At 69.0% G+C, this 25,802-nt stretch carries 22 protein-coding genes and 1 tRNA gene; 12 read left to right on the top strand and 11 right to left on the bottom strand.

The features are described from left to right. The first annotated feature begins 84 nt into the window (after nucleotides 1-84). Entirely contained in the window at nucleotides 85-795 is a 711-nt protein-coding gene (gene deoD, locus M3G03_RS04485) for a purine-nucleoside phosphorylase (protein ID WP_259808409.1), read from the top strand. 99 nt (nucleotides 796-894) lie between these two features. Continuing rightward, a tRNA-Tyr gene (locus M3G03_RS04480) sits at nucleotides 895-977 on the top strand. A gap of 48 nt (nucleotides 978-1,025) precedes the next feature. Here M3G03_RS04480 and M3G03_RS04475 read toward each other — a convergent pair. Next, nucleotides 1,026-2,657, bottom strand: coding sequence for an FMN-binding glutamate synthase family protein (locus M3G03_RS04475; protein ID WP_259808408.1), 1,632 nt, complete (start codon nucleotides 2,655-2,657; stop codon nucleotides 1,026-1,028). 45 nt (nucleotides 2,658-2,702) lie between these two features. Between M3G03_RS04475 and M3G03_RS04470 the strand changes: the two genes are divergently transcribed. Further along, nucleotides 2,703-3,575 carry a DMT family transporter gene (locus M3G03_RS04470; protein WP_259808407.1) on the top strand — a complete coding sequence of 291 codons (873 nt, stop codon included), beginning with the start codon at nucleotides 2,703-2,705 and terminating at the stop codon, nucleotides 3,573-3,575. A gap of 10 nt (nucleotides 3,576-3,585) precedes the next feature. Beyond that, on the top strand, nucleotides 3,586-4,077 hold the full coding sequence (locus M3G03_RS04465) for a YajQ family cyclic di-GMP-binding protein (protein ID WP_259808405.1): 492 nt from the start codon (nucleotides 3,586-3,588) through the stop codon (nucleotides 4,075-4,077). Nucleotides 4,078-4,125: 48 nt separating this feature from the next. Here M3G03_RS04465 and M3G03_RS04460 read toward each other — a convergent pair whose 3' ends face one another. Beyond that, the gene (locus M3G03_RS04460; RefSeq protein WP_259808403.1) at nucleotides 4,126-5,043 is read right to left on the bottom strand and encodes an oxygenase MpaB family protein; all 918 of its coding nucleotides are present in this window, start codon (nucleotides 5,041-5,043) and stop codon (nucleotides 4,126-4,128) included. An 83-nt stretch (nucleotides 5,044-5,126) separates the two neighbouring features. Here M3G03_RS04460 and M3G03_RS04455 point away from each other — a divergent pair, with 83 nt between their 5' ends. Continuing rightward, on the top strand, nucleotides 5,127-6,506 hold the full coding sequence (locus M3G03_RS04455) for a serine hydrolase (RefSeq protein ID WP_259808401.1): 1,380 nt from the start codon (nucleotides 5,127-5,129) through the stop codon (nucleotides 6,504-6,506). 12 nt (nucleotides 6,507-6,518) lie between these two features. Here the strand turns inward: M3G03_RS04455 and M3G03_RS04450 are convergent, their stop codons facing one another. Next, nucleotides 6,519-7,478, bottom strand: a complete 960-nt coding sequence (locus M3G03_RS04450) for an L-lactate dehydrogenase (RefSeq protein WP_259808399.1) — start codon at nucleotides 7,476-7,478, stop codon at nucleotides 6,519-6,521. A 327-nt stretch (nucleotides 7,479-7,805) separates the two neighbouring features. On the opposite strand from M3G03_RS04450, the gene M3G03_RS04445 reads away from it, so the two are divergent. Further along, the gene (locus M3G03_RS04445; protein ID WP_259808396.1) at nucleotides 7,806-12,446 is read left to right on the top strand and encodes a hypothetical protein; all 4,641 of its coding nucleotides are present in this window, start codon (nucleotides 7,806-7,808) and stop codon (nucleotides 12,444-12,446) included. A gap of 319 nt (nucleotides 12,447-12,765) precedes the next feature. Beyond that, nucleotides 12,766-13,023 (top strand): hypothetical protein, encoded by a 258-nt coding sequence (locus M3G03_RS04440; RefSeq protein ID WP_259808394.1) that lies wholly within the window; start codon nucleotides 12,766-12,768, stop codon nucleotides 13,021-13,023. Here M3G03_RS04440 and M3G03_RS04435 read toward each other — a convergent pair. Beyond that, nucleotides 13,006-13,740: a DUF72 domain-containing protein gene (locus M3G03_RS04435; protein WP_259808392.1), complete on the bottom strand. Its 735-nt coding sequence runs from the start codon at nucleotides 13,738-13,740 to the stop codon at nucleotides 13,006-13,008. The genes M3G03_RS04440 and M3G03_RS04435 overlap by 18 nt on opposite strands. A 127-nt stretch (nucleotides 13,741-13,867) precedes the next feature. On the opposite strand from M3G03_RS04435, the gene M3G03_RS04430 reads away from it, so the two are divergent. Then, nucleotides 13,868-14,329: a DUF1810 domain-containing protein gene (locus tag M3G03_RS04430; protein WP_259808390.1), complete on the top strand. Its 462-nt coding sequence runs from the start codon at nucleotides 13,868-13,870 to the stop codon at nucleotides 14,327-14,329. Nucleotides 14,330-14,354: 25 nt separating this feature from the next. Continuing rightward, the gene (locus tag M3G03_RS04425; protein WP_259808605.1) at nucleotides 14,355-15,296 is read left to right on the top strand and encodes an exodeoxyribonuclease III; all 942 of its coding nucleotides are present in this window, start codon (nucleotides 14,355-14,357) and stop codon (nucleotides 15,294-15,296) included. Here the strand turns inward: M3G03_RS04425 and M3G03_RS04420 are convergent. From M3G03_RS04420 to M3G03_RS12845, 5 genes are read right to left on the bottom strand one after another with little or no spacing between them, the layout of a single operon-like run. After that, complete coding sequence (locus M3G03_RS04420) at nucleotides 15,218-16,210, bottom strand: enoyl-CoA hydratase/isomerase family protein (RefSeq protein WP_259808389.1); 993 nt, start codon at nucleotides 16,208-16,210, stop codon at nucleotides 15,218-15,220. The two genes, M3G03_RS04425 and M3G03_RS04420, sit on opposite strands and share 79 nt — an antisense overlap. 2 nt (nucleotides 16,211-16,212) lie before the next feature. After that, nucleotides 16,213-17,760, bottom strand: coding sequence for a polyprenol phosphomannose-dependent alpha 1,6 mannosyltransferase MptB (gene mptB, locus M3G03_RS04415; RefSeq protein ID WP_259808387.1), 1,548 nt, complete (start codon nucleotides 17,758-17,760; stop codon nucleotides 16,213-16,215). Continuing rightward, on the bottom strand, nucleotides 17,757-18,146 hold the full coding sequence (locus tag M3G03_RS04410; RefSeq protein WP_259808386.1) for a 4Fe-4S binding protein: 390 nt from the start codon (nucleotides 18,144-18,146) through the stop codon (nucleotides 17,757-17,759). Before M3G03_RS04410 ends, mptB begins: the two co-directional genes overlap by 4 nt. Then, the gene (locus M3G03_RS04405) at nucleotides 18,143-18,787 is read right to left on the bottom strand and encodes an NADH-quinone oxidoreductase subunit C (protein ID WP_259808385.1); all 645 of its coding nucleotides are present in this window, start codon (nucleotides 18,785-18,787) and stop codon (nucleotides 18,143-18,145) included. The genes M3G03_RS04410 and M3G03_RS04405 overlap by 4 nt, the downstream gene beginning before the upstream one ends. Next, on the bottom strand, nucleotides 18,784-19,182 hold the full coding sequence (locus tag M3G03_RS12845; protein ID WP_311197471.1) for a proton-conducting membrane transporter: 399 nt from the start codon (nucleotides 19,180-19,182) through the stop codon (nucleotides 18,784-18,786). The genes M3G03_RS04405 and M3G03_RS12845 overlap by 4 nt, the downstream gene beginning before the upstream one ends. A 100-nt stretch (nucleotides 19,183-19,282) precedes the next feature. Here M3G03_RS12845 and M3G03_RS04395 point away from each other — a divergent pair, with 100 nt between their 5' ends. From M3G03_RS04395 to M3G03_RS04385, 3 genes are all read left to right on the top strand, one after another. Beyond that, a complete protein-coding gene (locus M3G03_RS04395; protein WP_259808383.1) occupies nucleotides 19,283-21,211 on the top strand; it encodes a 2-oxoacid:acceptor oxidoreductase subunit alpha in 1,929 nt (642 codons plus the stop codon). Beyond that, nucleotides 21,208-22,290 (top strand): 2-oxoacid:ferredoxin oxidoreductase subunit beta, encoded by a 1,083-nt coding sequence (locus tag M3G03_RS04390; protein WP_259808381.1) that lies wholly within the window; start codon nucleotides 21,208-21,210, stop codon nucleotides 22,288-22,290. The genes M3G03_RS04395 and M3G03_RS04390 overlap by 4 nt, the downstream gene beginning before the upstream one ends. A gap of 234 nt (nucleotides 22,291-22,524) precedes the next feature. Beyond that, the gene (locus M3G03_RS04385) at nucleotides 22,525-23,454 is read left to right on the top strand and encodes a type IV toxin-antitoxin system AbiEi family antitoxin domain-containing protein (protein ID WP_259808380.1); all 930 of its coding nucleotides are present in this window, start codon (nucleotides 22,525-22,527) and stop codon (nucleotides 23,452-23,454) included. A gap of 137 nt (nucleotides 23,455-23,591) precedes the next feature. Here the strand turns inward: M3G03_RS04385 and M3G03_RS04380 are convergent, their stop codons facing one another. Both M3G03_RS04380 and M3G03_RS04375 read right to left on the bottom strand, forming a co-directional pair. Continuing rightward, nucleotides 23,592-24,260: a lactate utilization protein C gene (locus M3G03_RS04380; RefSeq protein ID WP_259808378.1), complete on the bottom strand. Its 669-nt coding sequence runs from the start codon at nucleotides 24,258-24,260 to the stop codon at nucleotides 23,592-23,594. Continuing rightward, complete coding sequence (locus M3G03_RS04375) at nucleotides 24,257-25,801, bottom strand: LutB/LldF family L-lactate oxidation iron-sulfur protein (RefSeq protein ID WP_259808376.1); 1,545 nt, start codon at nucleotides 25,799-25,801, stop codon at nucleotides 24,257-24,259. The genes M3G03_RS04380 and M3G03_RS04375 overlap by 4 nt, the downstream gene beginning before the upstream one ends. Between the last annotated feature and the right edge of the window lies 1 nt (nucleotide 25,802).

Raw genomic sequence — 25,802 nt, 5'->3', positions numbered from 1 at the left:
TTTCTGGGGATCTCGACAATGCAGACCTTCGGGTGGGGAGGGCCCTATCGTGGGGACCCAACAAGCCCACGAATGGAGACTTCTGTGCCCACGCCCCACATCTCTGCCGAGCCCGGCCAGATCGCCCCTCTGATGCTGATGCCCGGCGATCCCCGCCGCGCCCGCCGCATCGCGGAGGGTTTCCTCGATGGCGCCCAGCTGGTCTCCGAGGTGCGCGGGATCGGCTGCTGGACCGGCACCTGGCAGGGCACGCCGATGAGCGTGATGGCCTCGGGCATGGGCATCCCGTCGATCTCGATCTACGCCGAGGAGTTGTTCCGTGAGTACGGGGTGCAGCGGATCTGCCGGGTGGGCACCTGCGGGGGCATCGCCGACGATGTGAAGGTCCGCGACGTGGTGATCGGCGAGGTCGCCCACACCACCTCCCAGGTCGCCACCCTGCAGGCTCCGGGGTTGTCGCTGTCGCTGGGCGCCAGCTTCACGATGCTGCGTGGGGCCGTGGACGCAGCTGCCGAGCAGGGGCTCAACGCCCGCGTGGGGGCACTGTTCTCCTCGGACTTCTTCTACGGCACCCGGCCCGACATCATCAAGGTGCTGGTTGAGCTGGGCACCCTGGGTGTGGAGATGGAAGCCGCCGGTCTGTACTTCGCCGCGGCGCGCCATCGTCGGGATGCGCTGAGCGTGTGCACCGTCTCAGACCACCTGTTCGACAGCTCGGAGGACATGTCCGCCGAGGAGCGCGAGACCAGTTTCGAGAAGGCGCTGCAGGTGGCCGCAGGCGCGCTGCTGGCCTGAGCACCGGCGCACTCGGCGCGTCCCTGCTCGGGAGCGTGGCACCGAATTGTGGTGACCGGCCCCAATGGTCTATCGTTGTCGATCGCTGGTAACAGCACTGGCAGGTTGCCCGAGTGGCCAAAGGGAGCAGACTGTAAATCTGTCGGCGTACGCCTACCTAGGTTCGAACCCTAGACCTGCCACGCAGACCCCGGATCGGATTGATCCGGGGTCTGTTGCTTTCCACGCCCCTACTCCGACGCAGTGTCCGGCTGGTCGTGGGTCTCCAGCGGTTCGTGCTGGACGACCTCCTCCTCACCGAGATGGGCGTCCATGGTGGTCATGATGCGGGTGATCTCCTCGGCGATCTCCGGCCCCGGGACGCCCCAGCCGGAGTCGTAGGCATAGATGTCGCGCAGGGTGCGGTGACCCTGGGTTCCGTCCATGATCTCGACGTCATCGGGCCCCAGCAGCCCCGGGTGGGCGACCCCAGCGGCCTCGGAGACCTTGACCAGATCCCGCCGCAGCGTCTGCACGTAGCGGGCGAGCCGCTCGGACTTGCTCACCGGCTCCAGGCCATGGGCGAGCCACGGGTTCTGTGTGGCGACGCCGGTCGGGCAGGTGTCGGTGTGACACTTCTGGGCCTGGATGCAGCCGATCGCCAGCATCGCTTCGCGAGCAACGTGGACCATGTCGACCCCCAGGGCGAAGGCCACGATCGCGTTTTCCGGGAGGCCGAGTTTGCCGGAGCCGATCCAGGTCACCCGGTCGGCCAGGCCCTGGTCGGCGAAGATCTTGTAGACCTCACTGAACCCGACCCGGAACGGGAAGGAGACCGTGTCGCTGAAGACCAGCGGAGCAGCGCCGGTGCCGCCCTCTCCCCCGTCGATGGTGATGAAATCCACGCCGCGCTGCCCGTCGACCATCATCGCGGCGAGCTGGTGCCAGAACTCCAGGTCGCCGACAGCGGACTTGATGCCCACCGGGAGCCCGGTGCGTCCTGCGACGGTCTCGACGAAGTCGAGCATCTCGTCGACCGAGCGGAAGGCGGTGTGACGCGAGGGGCTCACGACGTCCTTGCCCTCCTCGACCCCACGGATGCGTGCGATCTCGGCATTCACCTTGGCACCGGGCAGATGCCCGCCGAGGCCGGGCTTGGCCCCCTGGCTGAGCTTGATCTCGATGGCTCGGACCGGCGCGGACTCGACGACCGCAGCGAGCTTGTCGAGGTCGAAGTTGCCCTCGGCGTCCCGGCAGCCGAAATAGCCGGTGCCGATCTGCAGCATCAGGTCCCCGCCCTGCCGGTGGTGGTCGGACAGGCCACCCTCGCCGGTGTTGTGCATGAAGCCGCCCAGCTTGGCGCCCTTGTTGAGCGCGGTGATCGCCTGCGGGCTCAGCGAGCCGAACGACATCGCCGACACGTTGACCACCGAAGCGGGCCGGAAGGCCTTCGCCCGTCCGCGCGGACCCCCGAGCACCTTGGCGCTGGGCACCGGGCGTTCGCTGTGCAGGTGCAGAGGCGAGGCGGGGGCGATGTCGGAGAAGGTGCGCTGCTTGACGATGGCGTAGCTACGGTTCTCGACGTCATTGTCGGTGCCGAAGCCGAAGTAGTTGTTCTCGCCCTTGGCCGACGCGTAGACCCACCGTCGCTGGTCCCGACTGAAGGGACGCTCCTCGTCATTGCCGGTGACGATGTACTGCCGCAGTTCCGGGCCGATCGCCTCCAGTGCGTAGCGGGCACGCGCGATCAGCGGGAAGTTGCGGCGCAGCGCATGCTTCTTCTGGACCAGATCCTGGGCCGCGAGCCCGGCCACCGCAGCCGCTCCGGCAGCAGCCATCGCCTTCGCCGCACCCTTCGACTTCTTCATGCCCTCGTCAGCCATGGGCTCACGCTAACCCGTCAGAGATGACCGCTAGGCTCTCCGAGCGTGAATCGTCTCCGACCGGCAGCCATCTGGTTGGTGCTGCTCTCGATCGCCTCCGTGCAGGTCGGGGCGGCGCTGGCGAAGGGGCTGTTCGGACAGGTCTCGCCGGTCACGATGACCTGGCTTCGGGTGACGGCGGCCGCCATGGTACTGGGGGTGGCGGTGCGACCGTGGCGTTCACTCCCCCGTCGCACTGACCCGGCCGCTCAGGAGCGATGGGTACTGCTGGCCGCCTTCGCCGCAAGCCTGATGGGGATGAACCTGTTCATCTACCTGGCCTTCTCGCACATTCCGATGGGGACGGCGGTGACCATCGAGTTCCTCGGGCCGCTGGCCGTGGCGATCGCGGGCTCGCGCCGCCGTGCAGATCTGGTGTGGGGGCTGCTGGCGGCGTCCGGGGTGGTGGTGCTGGGCCTGGTGCCGGGACGCCTGGATGTCCCGGGGGTACTTTTCGCGCTGGCCGCGGCAGCCTGCTGGGCCGGGTACATCCTGTTCGGTGCCCGGATGGCCGGACGCTGGCGGGAGGCGGACGCCGTCGCGCTGGCCTGCATGGCGGGGGCGGTGGTGTTCGCGCCCTTCGTGCTGTTCGGTGATGGGGTGGGGATGCTGAGCGGGCACATCCTGATGATCGGCGCCCTGGTCGGGCTGATGTCGACGGTGATCCCCTACACCGTCGAGCTACGAGCGTTGAGGCACATCCCCCCAGCCACCTTCGGGATCCTGATGAGCCTCGAGCCCGCTGCCGCGGCGGTGGCGAGCTGGCTGGTGATCGGCGAAGTGCTGCGTCCCCTGGACTGGGTGGCGATGGGCTGCGTGATCGTGGCCAGCATCGGCGCAACCCGCGCGGCACGGGACCGGAACGCACCGGCTGGCTAGCATGGCTCCCATGGCATCTGAGAGCTCATTCGACGTCGTCAGCAAGGTGGACCGCCAGGAGGTCGACAACGCCCTGAACCAGGCCGCCCGCGAGATCTCGCAGCGGTTCGACTTCAAGAACACCGACTCCTCGATCAAGTGGTCGGGTGACACCATCGAGATGACGTCCAACGGTGAGGAGCGCGTCAAGGCGATCCTGGACGTCTTCCAGTCCAAGCTGATCAAGCGCGGTGTCAACCTCAAGGCGCTGGAGACCGGCGAGCCGCGCCTGTCAGGCAAGCTGTGGCATATCACCGCTTCCACCAGCGAGGGCATCAGCCAGGAGAACGCCAAGAAGATCTCCAAGCTGCTGCGCGACGAGGGCCCCAAGGGCGTCAAGTGCCAGATCCAGGGCGACGAGCTGCGCATCTCCTCCAAGAGCCGCGATGACCTGCAGGAGGTCCAGCGGATGATCAAGGCCGCCGACTACGACTTCGCGGTCCAGTTCGTCAACTACCGCTGACGCTCTTCGCCCCGACGGCCCGGGAACCTGCCAGCCGGTGCGGCCCGGTCAGCCGGCGCCGTCCACCACCGCTGAGGACCCCGGCACATTGCGCACTTCCCTCGGATCAGCCAGTGCCCACGACACCGCGGCAGTCCCGACCCGCCCCAGAGGACGCAACACCAGCCGGTCCCCCAGGCGTCCGGGCAGGCCGTGCACCGTGCGCCCAAAAAGGGATCGCGCGTAGTCGGGCAGCATGTCGACCGCGCCCGCGGCGAGCATCCAGTAGCCGGGGCGTGCGATGGCCGGGAGCGGAGGCTCGCGCAGGAGGAAGTCAGCGGCGTCCCGGGCGGCAGCGGTGAGGGCCAATTCAGGCCGGTAGCTCTCCAGCGCCTCCTGCAGCTCGGCCACCGTCTGCGGTGCCCGCGGGATCCCCAGCGCTTCGCCCGTCCAGGCGGCCTGACGGACGTACTCATCGGCCTCAGCCGCGGTGAGCGGCACCTTCGCATGCCGCTGGTAGGAGGTCAGGAAACTGTCGATCTCGGCGATGTGCACCCACCTCAGCAGGTGCGGGTCGTTCGCGTCATAGGGACGCCCATCCGGTGCCTGCCCGCTGACGTGATCATGGATCCGCCGGATGCGCGCGATCATCGCGTCGGCATCCTCCATGGTGGCGAAGGTGGTCACGGCGATGAACTCGCTGGTGCGCTGCAACCGACCCCACGGGTCGCCGCGGTAGCCGGAGTGACCACCCACCCCGGCCATCGCCAGCGGGTGCAGCATCTGCAACAACAGCGCCCGCAAGCCGCCCGAGTACATCGCCGCATGCCCATGCACCCGGCAGACGGGGTCGGTGGGCTCGAACCGGCGTGGGCCGGGAGCGTGCCAGATGCGCAGCGCGCGCTCCTCGGCGTCCGGGCCGGCGACCCTGTCGCGCAGCGCAGCCGCCAGCCAGCCGCGAACGTCAGGACGTGGCACAGGATTCATGCCACCGAGCCTATGTCGGCGCTCCAGACCCCGAGCGGCCACCAGACGCGATCGCCGGACGCGCGGTCAGTAGAGTGAAACGCATGGCCCTCCCCCGCACCACGCCCGAGCGCGCCGGCATCGACCCGGCCGCGATCACCGCCCTCATCCACGCCCTGCAGGACTGCGCGGAGTTGCACTCGGTGATGGTCCTGCGCCGGGGCGCGGTGGTGGCTGAGGGCTGGGCCAAGCCCTACCGACCCGAGCACCTCAGGCTCGTGTACTCGTTGTCGAAGACCTTCGCCTCAGCCGCCGTCGGCATCGCCATGGACGAGGGCGCCTTCTCCCCCGAGGACACTCTCGCCGACATCTTCCCCGACCAGGTCGATGATCGAGTTGGGCCGAAGGCGCGCACCATCCGCATCCGCGACGTGCTGTCGATGGCCTCGGGGCACACCACCGACCGGATCGAGATGGTGCAGTGGCGATCCCTGCTCGAGCGGCGCCACCTGGGGGAGTTCCTGCGCCACGAGCCCGAAGGCGAGGTCGGCGTCACCTTCTGCTACAACCAGCCCTGCACCTGGTCAGCCACCCGCGCCGTGCACGAGCGACTGGGCATCGACGTCCACAGCCTCCTGCAGGAGCGCGTGTTCCCCCAGCTCGGCATCGACCGCAGCTTCTGGTGCCGGGACGCCGATGGCCTGCCCTGGGGCTTTTCCGGGCTGCACGTCACCACCGAGGCAATCGCCTCCTTCTTTCAACTCCTGCTGGATGAGGGCATGCGCGGGGGCGAACGGCTCCTGCCGGACTCCTGGATCCAGGAGCACCGCCGCAAGCAGGTCGAGACCGATCCCGACAGGCCCGAGGTCGACTGGACCCAGGGCTATGGCTGGCAGGTGTGGATGAGCCGCCAGGGTTATCGCGGTGATGGCGCTTTCGGTCAACTGGGCGTCGTCCTGCCCGACCAGGACATGGTGGTGGTCATCACGGCCCGCACCGAGGACATGCAGGCCGAGATGGACGCCATCCAGGAGCATCTCCTGCCAGGCCTGGGCCGCCCCGCCACCCCGGGCTCCCAGGATGAACTGGACGCCACCCTGGCCGGGCTTGCGCTCACCCCCGTCGCCGGCGAGGCGGGCAGCGGGTGGTCGGGCCGGGACGCCGACGGTCGCGCGCTCACCCTCACCACGACCACCAGCGGGTGGACCTGCCGCTGGGAGGTCGAGGACGGCACCACCATCGAGTTCCCGGTGGGTCACGGCGAATGGCGGGAGAGCACCTGGTCAGGAGGCGGCCGCAGCACGGAGGTCGCAGCCGCCGCCGCCCACGGCCCCGAGGGCCACACCGTGGACCTTGTCATGCTGAACAGCCCGCACCGCGCCACCCTTCGTCTCCCCCACGACAGTGACCAGGCAACCTACGTCTGGGAAGGCCCCGGGCCCCTGGGGCCCCAGCACCCCTGGCAGTTGGCGCAGCCCTTCTGAGCCCCTCGTCGATCAGCCCTGGTCGAGCTCGCGGATGACCTTCTTGAGGGTCTCCGCGGACTCGGCCAACTGCTTGCGCTCATGGACAGACATGGGGATCTCGAAGGTGCGCGACACTCCCTCGCGTCCCACCAGGCAGGGCACCGACAGCGCCACGTCATTGATGCCGCGGTAGTCCTGCAGCACGGTCGACAGCGGCAGAAGGGTCTGCTCGTCGCGGAGGATCGCCTCCACCAGGCGGGAGGCCGCCAGGCCGATGGCGTAGTTGGTGGCTCCCTTGCCCTGGATCACCTCATAGGCGGCATGGGTCACGCTGTGGGCGAGCTCGTCCAGGACAGCATCGGTGAAGACTGGCTGACCCCCGCGGTCCCATTCCCGCAATGGCACGTGGCCGATGGTTGCCGAGGACCAGACCGGGAACTCCGAATCGCCATGCTCCCCCATCATCAGGGCGTGCACGTTGCCCTGGGAGACGCCGGCCTTCTGCGCGAGCATCAGGCGCAACCGGGCGCTGTCCAGCAGCGTCCCCGAACCGATGACGCGACCGGCAGGCAGGCCGGAGAGCCGCTGCGCCTCGTAGGTGAGGACGTCGACGGGGTTGGTGACCAGCACGTAGACCGCGTCAGGGGCCTGCTCGAGCAGCACCGGCAGCAGCGAACGCAGGATGCCCACGTTCTTGGCGGCTAGGTCCAGACGGGTCTGGCCCGGGTCCTGCTTGGCGCCGGCGGTGATCACCACCACGTCCGACCCGGCGACCACGGCCGGGTCAGCGCCGCCGGTCACGTCGGTGACACTGGCGAACTGGGTGCCGTGGCGAAGGTCCGTGACCTCCGCGTCCACCTTCTTCTCGGCGATGTCGTAGAGGGCGACGCGCTGGGCAGAGCCGCGGATGATGGACGCATAGGCGACGGCGGTCCCCACCGCCCCGGCGCCCACGACGGTGAGCTTGCTGAGCTTGTCGGACGGTTGCATGGGGCCTCCAGGAAGATGATGGCGGTTTGAACAGTGCGAACGCTCCCACGCTAGTTGGTCTCAGACCTCCCCGGCGAGGGTGCGTCCAAGCATGGACGGGCGGCCGCCGCCCCCAGCTGCGGAGTCACTTCTTCTTGTCCGAACCCGCCCAGCCGCGCACCCTGGTTGGTCGCCCGGATGGTCCGGGGCTCAACGCCCCGAGCGAGCTTGCTCCGCGAGCGCTCAGTTCTCGGTGAACTGCTATTGCTGCCGGTGTAGAAAACGCTTACGATGACGGCATCTCGACGTGGCGACGGGGCCAGTCGAACCTTGCGCAGGGGTGGACGAATGCGACTTCGTGAATGGGTGGCCGGCATCGTGGCGGCGGCAGTGGTGGTCTCACAGGCGGCGATGGTGGGTCAGGCCACCCCGCAGCCGAACGCTCCGGCCGAGGGGGTGCCCTCGCCGCCGGAGGTGTTGATCGGCGCCCCGCTGCGTGACCCAGTCCGCTCGGCCGTCCAGGCCCAGGGCGTGGACGCCGCAGGCAAGCCGCAGGCCTACTGGATCACCGACGGCAAGGGCGACGTCCCGGCCACCTTCCAGGTGACCGACGTCCAGACCGGTGAGCGCCTGTTCGCCGAGCAGGTGCCCAGCGGGATCGTGAGCTACGCCATCGAGTTCAACCGCACCGAGGGTGCGGTGTACGTGGCCATGACTGACGGCTCCTGGTACCGCTGGAAGGTGGGCGCGAAGTCCCTCGAGACGTTGCCCCGCGTCGACACCCTGACCGACCACGCCGGCGCCGTGATCTGGGCGCTGGCCGCCGCCGACGACGGCACCATGTACCTGGGCACCAACAAGGCCCGCGTCGCCTCCTTCAACCCCGCCACCTCGACCCTCGCCGACCTCGGCGCACCCGCCCCCGGGGAGTCGGCCATCCGCGCGATGCAGGTCGTGGGCGATTCCGTCTACGTCGGCACGGAGTCCAACGGGCGCTTCGTCCGCGTCAACCGGGTCACCGGCGAGGCCACCGCCATCCCCCTGCCCGCCGACCTCACCGGCGTCCGCGGCATCATGACCATGGCCCGCGCCGGCAACCTGCTGCTGATGCGCACGCGTCCGAACCTGGTGATGCTCGCCTACGACACGACCACCCAGAGCTTCGTGGCCAGCTTCCCGAACATGGACGGCGTGGCGTCCGGTCTGGACCCCACGGGCACCTACTTCTACTACTTCGACCGTGCCACCGGTGTCACGCGGGTCGATGTCGCCACCCTGAAGCCAACCCCCCTGGGCAACAAGCCCAGCGCCATCCCGCAGAGCTGGGCCTTCGTCACCATGCCGGGTTCGGACTGGGAGGGGGTCTCGGTCTCGTTCACCTTCGAGAAGGGTCGCAACTACGTCAACAACTACGACAAGAAGGCGTCCGTGACGTGGATGGACGACAAGCTGCTCAGCACGGCGGCGGTCCTGCGCGGCCTGACCGTTGACGGCGATGGACGCGTCGTGGTCGGCGGGGCCTCCGGGTCAGGTGGCGTGGGGGTCTACGACGCCCTCACCGGACGCCTGCACGTCGTCCCGGCCACCGGTGGCGCCCAGACCCTCGAGCCCTTCGGTGAGCGCGTCGCCTACGCCGACACCGCCAACGGACAGCTCCGCCTGGTCGACCTGGACCAAGCCGTCGGCACCGGCAACCCCACCGCCCCTCTCACCATCGGGTCCTACCAGACACAGCCCTGGGACATGGTTGCCCTCGATGAGCAGACCATGCTGGTCGGTTCCGCCCCGGGGGCCGGCAAGTCGGTCGGTGCCCTCACCGCCTGGAACACGTCCACCAACACCGTCAGCGTCTGGCGCGGCCCGGTCGGCAACCGCAGCGTCACCTCGGTGGCGCGCACCAACGGCGTCACCGTCGTCGGGTCGGCCATCGCCAACGGCCCCGGGGCGGCGGTGACCGAGACGTCGGCGATCATCGTCGCCGTCGACCACACCGCCAGGAAGGTGCTGGGCACCTACACCCCCGAGCCCGGCGCCGCCACCATCAGCGCCATCACCCCCGGCGCCGACGGTCGCCTGTGGGCGGTTGCCGACGATCGCCTGCTTGAGCTCACCGTCGACCCGACGGGAGCTTTCAGCCTCGTCCGCTCGACCACCCTGCCCGGCGTGGCCTCCACGACCTACGGCGAGGCGACGTCCATCGTCGTGCGTCCTGACGCCATCTGGGTCACCGCCGGCGGGGCCCTGTGGCGGGTCTCGGTGGCCGACCAGAGCGTCCAGCAGATGACCGCCGACGGTGTCAGCGAGGTCGTCGAGGCCGGTGACGGCAACCTGTACTTCACCCGCGGCACCCAGCTGTTCCGCTGGACCCTGGCCGGCAGTCTGGACGTCACGCCCCCCGGCGCGATCCCGGCCTTCACCGGTACCCGGGTGGCCAGCCAGGCCGTGAGCATGGGCAAGCCCATCGACGAGATCACCGCCATCGGCGGAACCGTGGTCAACGATCCCGACGGCACCCCGGTCATCTTCAGCGTCACCAACGGCAAGCCTGCGGTGCTGAACAAGATCAACGCCAGCACGGGTCGCCTCATCTGGGCCAAGGAACTGCCCCCGGCGGGCGGCTCCTACGCCGTCGTGCACGACGCCAAGGGTGACATCTATATCGGCAGCGTCAGCTCGTCCGGCTACTTCTACCGCGTTCGCGCCGGCAGCGACGAGGTCGAGAACCTGGGCATCCCGGTGCCCGGCGAGACCTTCCTGTGGGACCTCGCGGTCGGTGACGGCGGGATGATCTACGGCTCGACCTTCCCCGGCGCCAAGCTGTGGAGTTACGACACCACCACCGGCGCGGTGCGTGACTACGGGACGTTGCTGGAGGGCGCCAAGCAGGGTCGCAACGTCGCCTATCACGAGGGCATGATCTACGTCGGACTGATGACGCCGGCCAAGCTGTACGCCGTCGACGTCGCCACCGGTGCGAAGACCGAGATTCCCATGCCGGCGGGTGCCGACACCAGCGATCCGATGCTGTCCGTGTTCGACGTCGATGTCGTCGACGGCACCCTCTACATGCGCGTCGGCCTCGACATCAAGAGCACCCCGCTGTACGCCTACGACCTGGCGACCAAGACCTGGAAGGACTGGTCGGTGCCCGAGGTCAGCGGCCTGATGATTCCCGACAGCGATCCCAACCCCGCCACCAAGGGCCTGCTCTACGTGATGAGCAACGGTGAGCTCAGCGCACTCGACCCGGCCGCGGGCACGGTGAAGGGCACCGGTCTCAAGGGCGGCAACTTCCGCGGGGTCGGCTGGGTGACCCTGGACGACCCGCAGTGGCCCGGCCAGACGCTCACCGGGCTGTTCGCCACCGGCCAGATGTGGCGCTACAACCCCGAGACCGGTCGCACGTGGCTGCAGCCCACCGCCGAGGTCGAGGTGAAGGGTTCCCAGGCCCTGCTGCTGGAGCTGGAGCCGGCCGCCCGCGGCGGGGTCTGGTTCGGCGGTTACCTGTCCGGCTTCGGCCACGCTGACCTGGATCTCACCGCCGCCGGTCCCGAGGACGCCAGGCGGAACTTCGGGGGATCGCAGACCGAGTCCCTCTATGACGACGGCCAGCGGTTGTGGTTGGGACAGTACCCCGACGCGAGGGTCTACTCCGCGCCGAACACCATCGACGTGCAGTCCCAGCAGATGGCCTGGACGATGAAGAACTCCGAGGGCCTGCCCCAGGACCGCCAGCCCGGGGTGATCGCCAACGACCGCTGGGTCGTGGGCGTGACGGGTCCCAAGCTCACCTCCTTCGGGGGATCGATGGGCGTCATCGACCGCACCACCTGTGGTGATCGGCAGGTGAACGGCATGACCGAGGTCAGCGCCACCAACTGCACTCACCGCAAGCTCGAGGGGCTCTCCCCCGACCGCGGTTTCACCTCGGTCACGCTCGATGGCGACACCGCCTATGCCACCTCGTGGATCCTCGGCGGCACCGGCTCGGCCAACCCGCCGCAGTCCGAGGGCCAGGTCATCGCCTATGACCTCGCCACCGGCGAGCGCAAGTGGGCCGTGTCCCCCGTCCGGGGAGCCAAGAGCTACGTCGGCGCCACGGTCGATTCCCGGGGCGGCGTGTGGGCCCTGGGTGAGACCAGCGTTGTCCAGCTCGACCCGGCGACCGGCAAAACGATGCGCATCATCACCATGCCGGGCTCGCAGGCCATCACCAGCCAGACCTTCCCCGCGCTCGTGGGCGGGATGCAGCTGGTGCCCGGCACCGACCGCCTGCTGGTCAAGGCGGCCTCGACGCTCTACGAGGTGTCGACCGCCACGGGCGAGGTGATCAATCGCGGCCCGTTCCCCTACCGCGCCATGGCTGTCAACGAGGCTGGTCTGGTCTTCCTGACCAGCGACACCGAGTTGCTCAAGTGGCAACTCCCCGACATGGACGTGCACCGCGTGTTGCTGTCGTCGGACGAGATCGACTCCGGTGACACCGTTCACATCAACGTCGACGGCTTCGCCCCCGACGAGCGCGTCGAGGTCTGGGCGACCCCGGAATCGGGCGGGACGTCTCGACTGCTGACGACGCTCACGGCCGACCGGAGCGGGTCGACGGGCACCCGCCTGGCGGTCACGCTGCCCGGGGGCACCCACCGCGTGGTCGCCCGAGGCCTGACGTCGGGGCATGAAGGGATCACGACCTTGTCCGTGGTTGCCGCCGCGACGCCGGACCCGACCGAGGATCCCTCGACCCCGGCGCCGTCCACTCCGGTTCCTTCGACGCCGGTTCCCTCGACGCCGGTTCCCTCGACGCCGGTTCCCTCGACGCCGGTTCCCTCGACGTCCGCGGAGCCGACCGCTGGCCCCACGGGGACGCCGACCACGGGAGCGCCCACGGGGACGCCGACCACGGGAGCACCCACGGGGACGCCGACCACGACGGCACCTACGCCGACCCCGACGACCCGTCCGATTCGCCTGCCCAACACGGGCCGGTGAGGTCAGCGGCCGCGGGCTGAATCCCTGGTCCACCAGGGCCGTCCGTGCCCCCCCGCCCACCAGGGTCGGGGGGCGCGGAAGAAAAACCACAGGCCGGACCCACGACGTGTGGGGCCCGGCCTGTCTGGTTCACATCCCTTGGGAGGGAGCCTGGTTACTTCTTCTTCGACTTCTTCTTGTCCTTCTTCTTGTCCTTCTTCTTCGCCATGAGTCCCACCTCCTTGTCAATCATTTGTTGACCACAAAGTCAACCAAGGGTTGCCGTGTATGTCAATCCACCCTTGACGTACAGCGTGTCGGGAGACGCTAGTCTGGTCCCATGGGCAAGGCCGAGAGGGACGCGATGGAGTCCGCGCTGGATGACCTCAGTGCGTCCCGTGCCGAGCGCGAGCAGGCCGAGGAGCGCGAGCTCGCCTCGGTCAGGACCGCCCGTCAGGCCGGAGCGTCCTGGTCCCGGATCGGCGAGATCTATGGCCTCACCAAGCAGGGTGCCCAGCAACGGTTCAAGCAGGCAGTGCAGCAGGCGACCTCACCGCAGGGCCGGCCAGAAGAAGCCGTGTCAGAGAAGGCTCCGTAGCCGACGCGCGTTGTGCACCGCGAAACCGTGGCCATCGTTGTTGAAATAGCCCGCCACCCAGTGCCCACCTGAGCGCCATTCCCGGATCCGGTCCGCCCACCATGCCAGGTCCTGGTCGCTGTAGGAACCGGCGTAGAGGTGGTCGTGGCTCGGGCCGTGCCAGCGCAGGTAGACCAGCGGTGCGGTCGCAACCAGATGGCAGCGCAGGTGTGCCCCGCTCATCACCACATAGGACGCGCCGCGTGACTCGAGCAGCCGCCACACGTCGGGCACATGCCAGCTCTCGTGGCGCAGTTCGACGGCCACGTCGAGCCAGGGGCAGGCATCGTTGAGGGCGTCCAGGACGTGGGCGAGCCGGGCGTCGTCTCGTTCGTGGGCCGGGTGGGTCTGGATCAGCAAGGGACCGCGCTTGTCGCCCAGCTCGTGCAAGGCGGTGCGCATCCGTTCCACCCAGGCTTCGGGGGCGTAGAGGCGCTTGGCATGGGTGAGCCCACGGGGAGCCTTCACGGTCATCATGAAGCCGGGCGGGAGGTTGCGCTGCCAACTGGCGAAGGTGGCGGCCCGGGGCCAGCGGTAGAAGCTGGCGTTCAGCTCGACGGTGTCGAACTCGGAGACATAGACGTCCCGGCGCCTGGCTGTGGGCGTCCCCGGTGGGTAGAGGATGCCGTCCCAGTGGTCATAGCTCCACCCTGAGGTGCCGATGCGTATGCCGTCCACCCTGGTGAGGCTAGCCGGGAGGCGCCTTGGAGCCACGTCAGCCGGACCGACGGTTGTGAGGGAGGATGGGGAATGTTCACCTGATGCGTGGTGGTTCACGGCGCGTTCACCGAATCGAGGGGGATCCATGGCCGACCTGGAACGTTTCGTCACTGCCCAGCAACCTGTCTGGGACCAGGCGCGCGGCGAACTCGCCGCGGGGCGCAAGACCACCCATTGGATGTGGTTCGTGCTCCCCCAACTCCGGGGGCTGGGGTCGAGCCCGATGGCACGCGAGTACGCGATCGCCGACCTCGACCAGGCCCGCGCCTACCTAGACCACCCCGTGCTGGGGCCGCGCCTTCGTGAGGCGGCCGAGCTCGCGGCGGACGCGCCCGCGTCCAGTGTCGAGGAGTTGATGGGCGGGGTGGACGCCCTGAAGTTGCGCTCATCGATGACCCTGTTCCACCTGGCTGACCCTGCCGAGCTGGCCTTCGCCCGCGCGCTGGATCGGTGGTGGGGTGGCGCCCTGGACCAGCGCACGGTGGAGCTGCTGGGCCTGGGCGGCGTGACCCAGGCCGATGAGGGCCACGACGTCAGGACGCGCTAGTCTCCGGCCCATGCTGACTGCTCCCCTGCGTATCGCCACCTTCAACGTCAACGGCATCCGTGCCGCCCAGCGTCGGGGTTTCGGGGCCTGGCTGGAGCGTCGCCGGCCCGATGTGGTGGCCCTGCAGGAGGTTCGCTGCCCGGTCGCCGAACTGCCCCTGGACGTGCTGGGTGACTACCACCTCGCCTACCAGTCCGGGACGCTGCCGGGCCGCAATGGGGTCGCGGTGATGACCCGGGTTCCGGTCGCCGAGGCACGGTCCTGGGCGCCCGGCTTCGTCCTGGCCACCTGCGACGGCGTCGACGAGGGCGAGCACGTGGAGGCCCCACTGGCCCGCGAGCTGAAGAACTTCGCGGCCCACGGCCGCTACCTCGAGGTCGACCTGGCCGACCAGCCGCTCACCGTAGCCTCGGTCTACGTCCCCAAGGGCGGCAGCCCCTTCGACGAGACCGCCGAGAAGCACGAACAGAAAATGCGCTTTCTGGCCGGGTTCGCCCGCCAGCTCGCCCGAGCACGTCGGGATGCCGCCGCCCGCGGTCGCGAATTCCTGCTCATGGGCGACATCAACATCGCCCACACCGAGCGCGACCTGTCGAACCCGAAGGGGAACGTGAAGAACCCCGGCTTCCTGCCCGTCGAACGGGACTGGCTGGGCAGCCAGCTCACCCCACGCACCCTGGTCGACGTGGTGCGCATGCTGCACCCCGACCGCTCCGGCCCCTACTCCTGGTGGTCGTGGCGAGGCCAGTCCTGGACACGGGACTCGGGCTGGCGGATCGACTACCACCTCGCCACCCCCGCCCTCGCCCGGCTGGCCCACGAGGGTGGCACCGATCGCGACGAGACCTACGAGGCGCGCATCAGTGACCACGCCCCGGTGGTGGTGGACTACCTGCCCGCCGATGGGCCGGCGGGCTCGAAGGCGGCCAGCACCTCGTCGCGGGTGACCTCCTCCACGCTCTGGTGACGCCACCTCGGCTGCCTGTCCTTGTCCACGAGCTGGGCGCGGACGCCCTCGGCGAAGTCGGAGTCGCGCATGAAGTTCTCCGCGAGCACCCGATCGACCTCGAGCACGGCCGGCACGTCGGGGAGCAGTGCCGCGCGGCGCACCAGCTCCAGGGCGACAGCCACCGAAAGCGGGCACTTGGTGCGGACGAGCTCGGCGCAGGCGCGGGCGTCCTCGTTCTCGTGGTTCTCGAGGCGCTGCAGGATCGCGGATGGGTCATCGCCGGTGAAGCATTCGGCGATCCAGCTGCTGGCGGTGGCGAGCCAGGAGCCTTCGGGGGTGTCCTCGAGGTCACGGGCGTCGTCGAGCAGGCCTGCCCACAGCGCCGAGGCAGCGTCCACCGGCGCCCCGGTCATCGCCATCCACGTACCGGTCTCCAGGGGCATCCGGGACAGTTCGAAGGTGGCGCCGACATCGGGGAACAGCCCGATGGTGACCTCGGGCATCGCCAGCTGGGTGGTGGGGGTGCCGATTCGCCGCGGGGTGTGCAGGGTCAACCCCATGCCGCCGCCCATGGTGATGCCATTCATGATCGAGGAGATCGGCTTGGGATAGGTGGCGATGAGCGCATCACAGGGGTACTCGACGTCGAAGAAGTGCCTCGCGGCGTTCAGGCCCTCGTCGAGAAGGACGCTGCGCAGCGCCCGCACGTCGGCACCTGAGCAGAAGCCGCGCTCCCCCGCCCCGCTGAACTCGACGCTGCGCACCTCCCTGTCGTCACGCCAGGCTTCCAGCGTCCGATGGATGGTGGTCAGCATGTCGACGGTCAGCGCGTTGATGGCCTTCGGCCGGTTGAGGACGATGCGCCCGACTCCCCCAGCCACGTCGACGATGACGTCCTGGTCGACGATCGGGTCGGTCGCGCTCTGGCTCATGGTCACTCCTTGGTCGGCGGGGGCCGGCGCAGGAATCGCTGCAGCCCCGTGCGGTCGTGGTTCCGACTCTGCCAGTAGTAGAGCGCGATCGCAGCAACTCCCAGCGAGAGGGCACCGTTGCGGAAGGCCAGGTTGATGCCGGCGTAGGCGAGCAGCACGACAGTGGCCCAGACGCCCACCCGCAGCACCCGGGTGGAGGGACGCGTCAGCGGCAGCAGCAGGCCTCCCCACAGCACGTACCAGGAGTGCAGGGCCGGGGCGCACAGTGCGATCAGCAGGTAGGAATAGGCAGTGAAGGCCATCGGACGCCGTCGGGCGGTGGTCACCGCCATCACGGCGACCCCGATCGCCGAGACCAGCAGGCCGATCGAGCGAGAGATCCTGATCGCCTCGACCGCACCCGAGCTCCAGCCGAGCCAACCGAAGAGCAGCGACAGGCCCTGGCCGACCACCGTGAAGGGGCTGACAGTGACTACCAGACCGGGCACATTGACGGCGTTCAGCCAGCCGAAACCGAGCCCGGTCCAGATCGAGATGACGGCGAAGGAACCGACGGCCAGGCCGATGCTGACCATCGCTCGGGCGATCACGTCCAGGGTCTGCCCGATCGCAAGGCGCCGCCAGGGGTGGTGGACCAGCGGCAGCGCGTAGGCGGCCAGCAGCGCCGGCTGCTTGATGGACGCAGCCACCCCCAGGATCACGGCACCGGGGAGCCAACCCCACCAGACCTTGCGGGTGACCCAGAGCGCCAGGACCACCAAACCCATCATCAGCGAGTCATTGTGCGCGCCACCGATGAAGTCGATCACCAGCACCGGGTTGAGCGTGCCGAACCAGGCGGCACGGGCCGGGTCGTAGTGATACATGGCGGCCAGTCGTGGCAGCAGCAACCCAATCAGCCCCACCCCGAGCAGCGCAGGGATGCGCATGCTCAGCGCCGAGAGGTAGGGGTCATAGCCGCACAGGTCCACCAGCAGGTGCTGGATCTGCAGGCTGAGCGGACCGTAGGGGGCCGGGGTGTTGCGCCATACCCACGCGACCTGGTCGGCGAACCCTCCCGGCAGGACTCCCGGGCCCTGCTCATAGGGGCTGATGCCGTTGTGCACCAGCCAACCCTGGGCGGCATAGGAGTAGGCATCGTGGCTGAAGATCGGCGGGGCGAGCAGGAACGGGGCGCCCCAGATCAGCAGAACAGCCCAGTGCCGCACGTGGCGGTAGGCCTCCACCTGCCGGTCATCACCCGGCTGGACGCCCGGTTCAGCGCGTCCCGGCCCCCAGGGCCTGAGCTGGAACCAGCTGGAGACCAACAGCGACACCCCGCCGAGCACCATCAGGGTTCCGGCGATCTTGGCCGGGATGTTGTCCAGGTGCGCCCAGCGCATGAGCGGCCAGAAGGGCGAGGACTGGGGCAGGTAGGCAGGGGTGAAAGAGCCCATGGCGATCAGGACCGTGCCCAGGAATCCCCGCCTGACCTGGGGCATCCCCCATGCCTCGGCGAGTTGCTGCCAGCGGCTCGTCGCTTCCGGGCCGAACCGATGCGGGGGGCTCACTCGATCTCCCGCTGGCCCCGCTGGCCACGTTCCGCCGCGCCCTCCCCGAGGGTGTGACGGTCATGGACCAGCCCGGCGCGGGAGTCGGTCCCGGCGACGTGTTCACCAGCCCACTCCAGGGCGTCGAAGGGGCATTCCTCGATGCAGATCCCGCAGTACATGCACAGCGACCAGTCGATGTCGAAGCTGTCGAGCACGTTGTGCCGTCGCTCGCGACCTCGGCTGGGGTGCACGCCGGGGCGACCCAGCCCAGCCTCCGGGGTGGTCGGCGGGAGCTCCTCGCTGTGCGCCTCGATGTGGATGCACCAGGTGGGGCATTCCCGTACGCAGATCATGCAGGAGGTGCACCTGTCCTCGATCAGGCGGATGCGTCCGTGGGTGGTCATCGGCGCCTCCTCACCCGGCCGCCCTGCAGGGCCTGGACAACCTCGTCGGCCGGTGCCGGGTCACCCTCTGCGCGGGCGCCCCACAGGTCGAGGTCGGGGACGCCTGCCGGAGCCATCCGTCGCCTCGAGGCCTGTGCCCGGCCTGCGCCGGAGTCAGCCTCGGGATCGCGGGCACCCGGCCACGGACGGGTCACGCGGGCAGCAAGCACCACGTCCTTGCGCAGCGGACGCAGCGGTTCGGCGACCCCCGCAGCCTGGTGCACCAACAAGGGCCGGCTGTCGCCACCGGTGAAGGTGATGCCGAAGAAGTCGTGCGCCTCGCGCTCGTGCCACGTGGCGCCGGGGATGATTTCGCCAAGGCTGGGCAGGATGGGGTCCTCACGAGCGATGCGAGTGTGCAGCTGGAGGCCGGCCGGGCCCTGTTCACCCCAGCGCACCAGGCGGCAGAGCACGCGGAAATGCTCCCCGAGCTCTGGGTGCGGGCGCCCGAACTCGTCGACGGCGTGCAGCGAGTCGAACCAGGTGAAGCCCTCGGCCAGCGCGCCACTGACGCCGCTGACCCACTCCGCGGCCGGAACCTCGCGGACCTCGTCGTCGGGGCCCATACCGGGCCCGACGCCCCCGGCGACCAGGCTGCTCATGAGCTGCCCCTGGCGCTGCGGAGGGATTCGAGGTGGCTTGTCAGTGCCGAGGGCGGGGGCGGGCACCCGGCGATGTAGTGGTCGACGTGGACGAGCTGGTCCACCCCCTTGGTCACGGAATAGGAGTCCCAGTAGGGACCACCGGCGGCCGCGCAGGCACCAAAACTGACCACGTGGACGTTCGGCCCGAGGGACTGGATGCGGTCGCGGACGAGCCCGGAGACGGCATCTGTCAGCGTCCCCGACACGATGGCGACCGGGAGCGAACCGGTGGGAACATCGTCCAGGACCGGCGCCCCCTCAGGCACCGCGAACTCGGACTCGACGGCGCAACAGGCCAGCGCCAGGTCGACCACCACGATCGACCCGTCCCCGAACCAGTCCACGAATTGCACCCCCACAGCCTAGCGGCGAGGGTTCCGAAGGCCCACGACCGCGCTCGCCAGCCCGAGGTAGACTCGGCAGGTAGCACTCCCCCCTCCAGAAAGTAGCCCTGTGACAACCGAGTCCGGTCGCACGTCCTCCACCCCTGTGCACACCCTCGACAGAGTCGTCATCCGCTTCGCCGGCGATTCTGGCGACGGCATGCAGCTCACCGGAGACCGGTTCACCGCAGAGTCAGCCAGCTTCGGCAACGACATCTCGACGCTGCCGAACTTCCCGGCCGAGATCCGTGCGCCGCAGGGAACGCTGCCCGGTGTGTCGAGCTTCCAGCTCCACTTCGCCAACTACGACATCGTCACCCCCGGGGACCGCCCCGACGTGCTGGTGGCGATGAACCCGGCCGCACTCAAGGCCAATCTGGCCGATGTCGCCCCCGGCGGGCTGCTGATCGTGGACACCGCAGAGTTCACCAAGCGCAACCTGTCGAAGGTCCACTACGCGACCAACCCGCTCGAGGACGGCTCGCTGGACTCCTACCACCTGGTCGCCCTGGACCTGACCGGACTGGCCGTCGGCGCAGTCGCCGACTTCGGCCTGGGGCGCAAGGAGGCCAGCCGCGCCAAGAACATGTTCGCGCTCGGCCTGTTGACCTGGCTCTACAGCCGGGACACCGAGTCGACGATCTCCTTCCTGCAGACCAAGTTCGCCAGCAAGGAGAAGCTGCGCGACTCCAACATCGCCGCCTTCCTGGCCGGGCACGCCTATGGCGAGACGGTCGAGGAGTTCGCTGTCCGCTACGAGGTGAGCCCCGCCCCGATGCCGGCGGGCACCTACCGGCAGGTCACCGGCAACCTGGCCACCGCCTACGGGTTGATCACCGGTGCCCACAAGGCGGGGATGCAGCTCTTCCTGGGCTCCTACCCGATCACCCCCGCCTCGGACATCCTCCACGAGCTGAGCCGCCGCAAGTCACAGAACGTGCTGACCTTCCAGGCCGAGGACGAGATCGCCGGTGTGGGTGCCGCCCTCGGGGCATCCTTCGCCGGTGCTTTGGGTGTGACCACCACGTCGGGTCCGGGTCTGGCGCTGAAGGCCGAGACCATTGGCCTGGCGGTGATGACCGAGCTGCCCCTGGTCGTCGTGGACGTGCAGCGCGCGGGCCCCTCGACCGGTATGCCGACCAAGACCGAGCAGGCCGACCTGAGCCAGGCCCTTTTCGGCCGCAATGGTGAATCGCCGGTCCCGGTGCTGGCGGCGTCCACCCCGTCGAACTGCTTCGACACCGCCCTGGAGGCCTGCCGCATCGCGGTGCGTTACCGGACGCCCGTGATCATGCTGTCGGACGGCTACCTGGGCAATGGCGCCGAGCCGTGGAGGGTTCCCGACCTGTCCGCGATCGAACCGATCGACCCCGAGTTCGCGACGGCGCCCAACTCGGCCGCCGCCGATGGCACGCCCCGCTTCCTGCCCTACGAGCGGGACGAGAAGGGTGCCCGCGCCTGGGCCATCCCCGGCACGCCGGGGCTGGAACACCGCATCGGCGGCCTGGAGAAGTCGGCCGGTCTGGGAAACGTGTCCTACGACCCGGCCAACCACGAAGCGATGGTGCATGCCCGCGCCGACAAGATCGCCGGCATTGTGCGTGACATCCCCGATCTGGAGGTCGATGATCCCTCCGGAGAGGCGAAGCTGCTCGTGCTGGGATGGGGCTCGACACTCGGACCGATCACCGCAGCCGTCCGTCGCGTCCGGGCCGCTGGGCGCGTCATCGCCCAGACCCATGTGCGCCACATCAACCCGCTGCCCGCCAACCTGGGCGAGATCCTGAAGTCCTACGACAAGGTCGTGGTACCGGAGATGAACCTGGGCCAGTTCACCCAGCTGCTGCGCGCACAGTACCTGGTGGACGCCGAATGCATCAGCCGCGTGCGTGGCCTGCCCATCTCCCCCAGCGACCTCGCCAACGACCTGACCGTGCGCATCGACGCCCTGACCCCAGAGACCCCGGCGACGGGCAGCACGTCTGAGGAGACCAAGTGAGCACCGACATTTCACCCGACCAGAAGCCCGGCTACCGCGGACTCGCCAACGTCCCCCTGGCGCTGGAACCGCTGAACCGCAAGGACTTCACCAGCGACCAGGAGGTGCGCTGGTGCCCCGGCTGCGGTGACTACGCGATCCTGGCAGCCTTCCAGGGCCTCATGCCCGAACTGGGGATCACCCGCGAGAACACCGTGATCATCTCCGGCATCGGCTGCTCCTCGCGGTTCCCCTACTACGTCGACTCCTACGGCATGCACTCGATCCATGGACGCGCTCCTGCCATCGCGACCGGCGTGGCCAGCTCGCGGCCGGACCTGGGCGTGTGGGTCGTCACCGGTGATGGGGATGCCCTGTCGATCGGCGGCAACCACCTCATCCATGCGATGCGCCGCAACGTCAACATGACGATCATGCTGTTCAACAACCGCATCTACGGGCTCACCAAGGGCCAGTACTCCCCCACCTCCGAGATCGGGAAGGTGACCAAGTCCAGCCCGATGGGGTCGTTGGACACCCCGTTCAACCCGGTCTCCCTGGCGCTGGGTGCGGAGGCTGCCTTCGTGGCGCGCACCATCGACTCCGACCGCCAGCACCTCACCGCGGTGCTGAAGGCGGCGGCCTCGCGGCGTGGCACCAAGCTGATCGAGATCTACCAGAACTGCCCCATCTTCAACGACGGCGCCTTCGACGCCATCAAGGGTCCCGAGGCCGACGAGGCCGTGATCAAGCTCGAGCACGGCCAGCCGATCACCTTCGGCACCCAGGGCTCGCGCGGTGTGGTGATCCGTCCGGACGGCAGCCTGGACATCGCTGAGGTGGCCGAGGTCGGGATCGAGAACGTGCTGGTACACGATGCCCATCGCCAGGACCCGGGGCTGGCCTTCCAGCTCTCCCGCCTGACCGATGCCGGGCGACTGCTGCGCACCCCGATCGGCGTCTTCCGTGATGTCGAGCGGCCCGCCTACGACGACCTCGCCCGCGAGCAGCTGAACCTTGCCCGCGGCGACGAGTCCTCCGATCGGGACGGCGCCCTGCAGGAGCTGCTCTTCGGCAAGGACACCTGGACGGTTCGCTGACGGCGATGTGGGGGTAGGAGGGTCACCTGCGGCCCCTCGCCCCCCACCCCTCCGCGTTTGCCCGCTTCCCATACTCCTGCCCGCGATATATCGCGGGCAGGGACTCATACGGCGAGCAAACGCAGGGATGGGCGGGCTTCGTCCTCCCCTTTTGCCCAGGGCGTGGTGTTGTCCGTTTCGGCCAGGGTGTTGTCCATTTCACCCACACCCACCGGACGCACGCATAACCACTGCATGGAGTTCTTCACGACGCAGCAGTTGTACGCCACCGGCCTCGGGCCACACCAGATCCGCCGGGAGGTCACCAGCGGCACGCTGACCCGAGTCCGCCACGGTCTCTACCGCCGGGGGGAGGCACCCGACGCACCGCGGGAGGAGCACCAACTCCTGGCGACCACGTGGGATGGGGTGCTGGGCTTTGAGTCGGCCGCAGTACTCCATGGGCTCCCCCTGCTCAAGGATCCGCCCGCGCTGGCGCAGTTCCTTCGCCCGGGCACGGGACGCTCGAATTCGCGCTCTGGTCGCGTCCTCAGGTCGGCGCCGCTGCCCGACCACCACATCACCGACGTGGAAGGACGTGCTGTCACCACGATCCCACGCACTGTGGTCGACGTCACCCGGCGCGGTGGCGTGGAGGCAGGGCTGGTGCCGTGGGAGGCAGCGCGCAGACGGGCGATGCTTGCGGAGGAGCTGGACGAGTTCGACCGGGAGGCGTCCGAGGTGGTGGAACTGCTGGTCAGACGTCACGGGATCGAAGCGGCGCGGATTGCTCGCGATGTCGCGTCCTCGTTGTCCGAGAGCCCGATGGAAACGCGCAGCCGCTGGGCGATGCGTCAGCTTGGGCTGCCAGAACCCGTGCAACAGTTCGAGGTCTACTCCCGCGACGGCGAATTCCTGGGACGCGCCGACTTCGCCTGGCCCGAGCTGGGTGTCCTGGGTGAGTACGACGGGCAGGACAAGTACGACCGGCTCGCACGTCGGGGGGAATCACCGGCGCAGGTGGTGCGCCGGGAGAAGCGACGCCAGGAGTCGATGGAGCAGGAAGGGTGGATCGTCGTCCGCTGGGGAATCGAGGAGGTCATCATCCCGCGCAAGCTGCAACGGATACTGCTGGCAGCTTTCGCCCGGGCGCGGAGCCAGCGCCACCTGCTGGCCCCTTCATGATCCGGGCAGGCCGTGTTCGCCCGCCCCCCATGCTCCTGCCCGCGACATATCCGGGGCAGGAGCATGGGAATCGTGCAAACGCGAATCGGGGCGGGCCCTCCGGCGGACGGGGGGGTGGGGGTGCGAAAGCTGGGGCTTCAGTCCTCAACCAGAACGACATACAGCGTCCGGGGGCCGTGGACGCCCTCGACGCGGCTCAGCTCGATGTCGCTGGTGGCCGAGCCTCCCGACAACCAGGTCACCGGCTGCCGGGAGCGGATGGCCGGGGCGAGCACGGCGATCCCCTCGGGAACGTCGCTGACCACCTGCGAGGTGCGCACCACGCAGAGGTGCTTGTCCGGCAGCAGGGTCAGCGCCCGACGCCCCTGGCCGGCGGAATGGTCCAAGGCGATGGTCCCGGAGTCGGCCATCCCCACCGCCGCAGTGGTCACGACCGTGTCGATGCCGTTGAGTTCCTGGTGGCTCAACACCGGGTCGTCGGTGAAGGTCTCCACTCCGGCGCCGGCCACAGCGGACACCCACGCCGGATCCAGACCGTCGGGCAACACCACCTTGCGGGCGTCTAGTGCAGCCAGCGCCTCGCGCAGCGCCGTCTCCACCCCACCGCTCGGGACGCGGACGACGACCGCCCCGTAGTCCTCGACCTTCTCCACGAAGTCGTCGACCACCTCGGCGCTTCCGGGGGCTCCCGTCGCCAGGGGACGCCCATAGCTCCACGCCACTGTCACGTCCTCTGCCCGCTCCCCGTCCGGCACGTCCTGCAGTGCCTCGCGGACCCGAGCCATGACCTCATCACGCGCGCTCATCGTTCCTCCTCCGTGGCCGACCCCTGACCCCCAGCAGTCTCCCCCGGAGCAGCCGACGGTCGATGTTCCTTGTCCCACCATTCCCTGAAGGTCTGCGTCGGCGGCGCCTCCACATCCCGCGCCTGCAACCACCTCGACGCCAGTGGGATGGGCATCGGCCCCAGCCACTTGTTCTTGAACACCAACCCCGCCCCGCGCGAGGCCAGCTGCACCTTCTCCAGGTTCTTGCCAGCGGACATCACCCGACCGGTGGTCTTCATCAGCGCCTGCTCACCGGTGGGATGCTTCTCGGTCTTCTTCTCCACCACCTTGTGCCGCAGGTGCACCAGGATGTCGGTGAACGGAATCTTCACCGGGCACACCTCATTGCACGCCCCGCACAGGCTCGACGCGAACGGAAGTGCCTTGTCGACCGGAGAATCCAGACCACGCAGCTGCGGGTTGAGGATCGCCCCGATCGGCCCGGGGTAGGGCGACCCGTAGGCATGCCCGCCGGCCCGCTCGTACACCGGGCAGATGTTGAGGCAGGCAGAGCACCGGATGCAGCGCAGTGCAGCGCGTCCCACCGGATCGGACAGCACCCTCGAACGCCCGTTGTCGAGCAGCACCACGTGCAGGTCCTGGGGCCCGTCACCCTCCCGGACGCCGGTCCACAGCGAGGTGTAGGGGTTCATCCGCTCACCGGTCGACGAGCGCGGCAACAGCTTCAGGAAGACCTCCAGGTCCTCCAGAGTGGGCAGCAGCTTCTCGATCCCGACCACCGAGACCAGTGTTTCGGGCAGCGTCAGGCACATGCGGCCATTGCCCTCGGACTCCACGATCACCAGCGTCCCGGTCTCGGCCACGATGAAGTTGCCACCGGACACCGCCATCTTCGCCCGCAGGAACTTCTCACGCAGGTGGGCGCGGGCCGCGTCCGTCAGCTCGGTGGGGTCGTCGGTCATGCCCTCCGGGGCAGGAGTCCCGTAGCGGCCCATCTCCTCAGCGAAGATGTCGCGCACCTCGGTGCGGTTGCGGTGGATCGCGGGCACCAGGATGTGACTGGGAAGGTCATGCCCGAGCTGGACGATCAACTCGGCCAGGTCTGTCTCCCAGGCCGCGATGCCCGCCTCCTCCAACGCCTCGTTGAGGTCGATCTCCTGGGTGGCCATGGACTTGATCTTGACGACCTCGTCCACGCCCTTGGCCCGGGCGATGTCGGTCACGATCCTGGTCGCATCAGCTGCGTCGCGCGCCCAGTGCACGGTGACCCCGGCGGCCTGCATCGCGGCCTCTGCCTGCAGCAGGTACTCGTCCAGGTGTCGTCCGACGCGGTCCTTGATGTTCTCGGCGGCGGTGCGCAGTTCCTCCCAGTTGTCGACCTCGGACGCCCGGAGCGCCCGCTTGCCTCGAATCGTGTGCGTGGCGTGCGCCAGGTTCTTGCGCTGCTGGCTTCGCCGCAATTCGGTCTTGACCGCCTCGGGGAAGGGCGGCATACCGAGCCAACTGACCTCGGGAGGGGCCGGGGTGAGACGGGGTCGGGCTTCGGGCTGGGTGGTCATC

Origin of the sequence: Aestuariimicrobium sp. p3-SID1156, from assembly GCF_025144225.1 — a bacterium.
Lineage (GTDB): Bacteria > Actinomycetota > Actinomycetes > Propionibacteriales > Propionibacteriaceae > Aestuariimicrobium.
Note: the sequence above shows the minus strand (reverse complement) of the source record. Positions and strands in the feature narration are given on the sequence as shown.

What these genes read in the sequence shown, in the direction of transcription:
- M3G03_RS04450 (WP_259808399.1), bottom strand. Translation starts at nt 7,478, where the DNA reads ATGCAACCGTCCGACAAGCTCAGCAAGCTCACCGTCGTGGGCGCCGGG.
- M3G03_RS04465 (WP_259808405.1), top strand. Translation starts at nt 3,586, where the DNA reads ATGGCATCTGAGAGCTCATTCGACGTCGTCAGCAAGGTGGACCGCCAG.
- M3G03_RS04475 (WP_259808408.1), bottom strand. Translation starts at nt 2,657, where the DNA reads ATGGCTGACGAGGGCATGAAGAAGTCGAAGGGTGCGGCGAAGGCGATG.
- M3G03_RS04455 (WP_259808401.1), top strand. Translation starts at nt 5,127, where the DNA reads ATGGCCCTCCCCCGCACCACGCCCGAGCGCGCCGGCATCGACCCGGCC.
- M3G03_RS04385 (WP_259808380.1), top strand. Translation starts at nt 22,525, where the DNA reads ATGGAGTTCTTCACGACGCAGCAGTTGTACGCCACCGGCCTCGGGCCA.
- M3G03_RS04380 (WP_259808378.1), bottom strand. Translation starts at nt 24,260, where the DNA reads ATGAGCGCGCGTGATGAGGTCATGGCTCGGGTCCGCGAGGCACTGCAG.
- M3G03_RS04375 (WP_259808376.1), bottom strand. Translation starts at nt 25,801, where the DNA reads ATGACCACCCAGCCCGAAGCCCGACCCCGTCTCACCCCGGCCCCTCCC.
- M3G03_RS04430 (WP_259808390.1), top strand. Translation starts at nt 13,868, where the DNA reads ATGGCCGACCTGGAACGTTTCGTCACTGCCCAGCAACCTGTCTGGGAC.
- M3G03_RS04410 (WP_259808386.1), bottom strand. Translation starts at nt 18,146, where the DNA reads ATGACCACCCACGGACGCATCCGCCTGATCGAGGACAGGTGCACCTCC.
- M3G03_RS04460 (WP_259808403.1), bottom strand. Translation starts at nt 5,043, where the DNA reads ATGAATCCTGTGCCACGTCCTGACGTTCGCGGCTGGCTGGCGGCTGCG.
- M3G03_RS04440 (WP_259808394.1), top strand. Translation starts at nt 12,766, where the DNA reads ATGGGCAAGGCCGAGAGGGACGCGATGGAGTCCGCGCTGGATGACCTC.
- M3G03_RS04405 (WP_259808385.1), bottom strand. Translation starts at nt 18,787, where the DNA reads ATGAGCAGCCTGGTCGCCGGGGGCGTCGGGCCCGGTATGGGCCCCGAC.
- M3G03_RS04445 (WP_259808396.1), top strand. Translation starts at nt 7,806, where the DNA reads ATGCGACTTCGTGAATGGGTGGCCGGCATCGTGGCGGCGGCAGTGGTG.
- M3G03_RS04420 (WP_259808389.1), bottom strand. Translation starts at nt 16,210, where the DNA reads ATGAGCCAGAGCGCGACCGACCCGATCGTCGACCAGGACGTCATCGTC.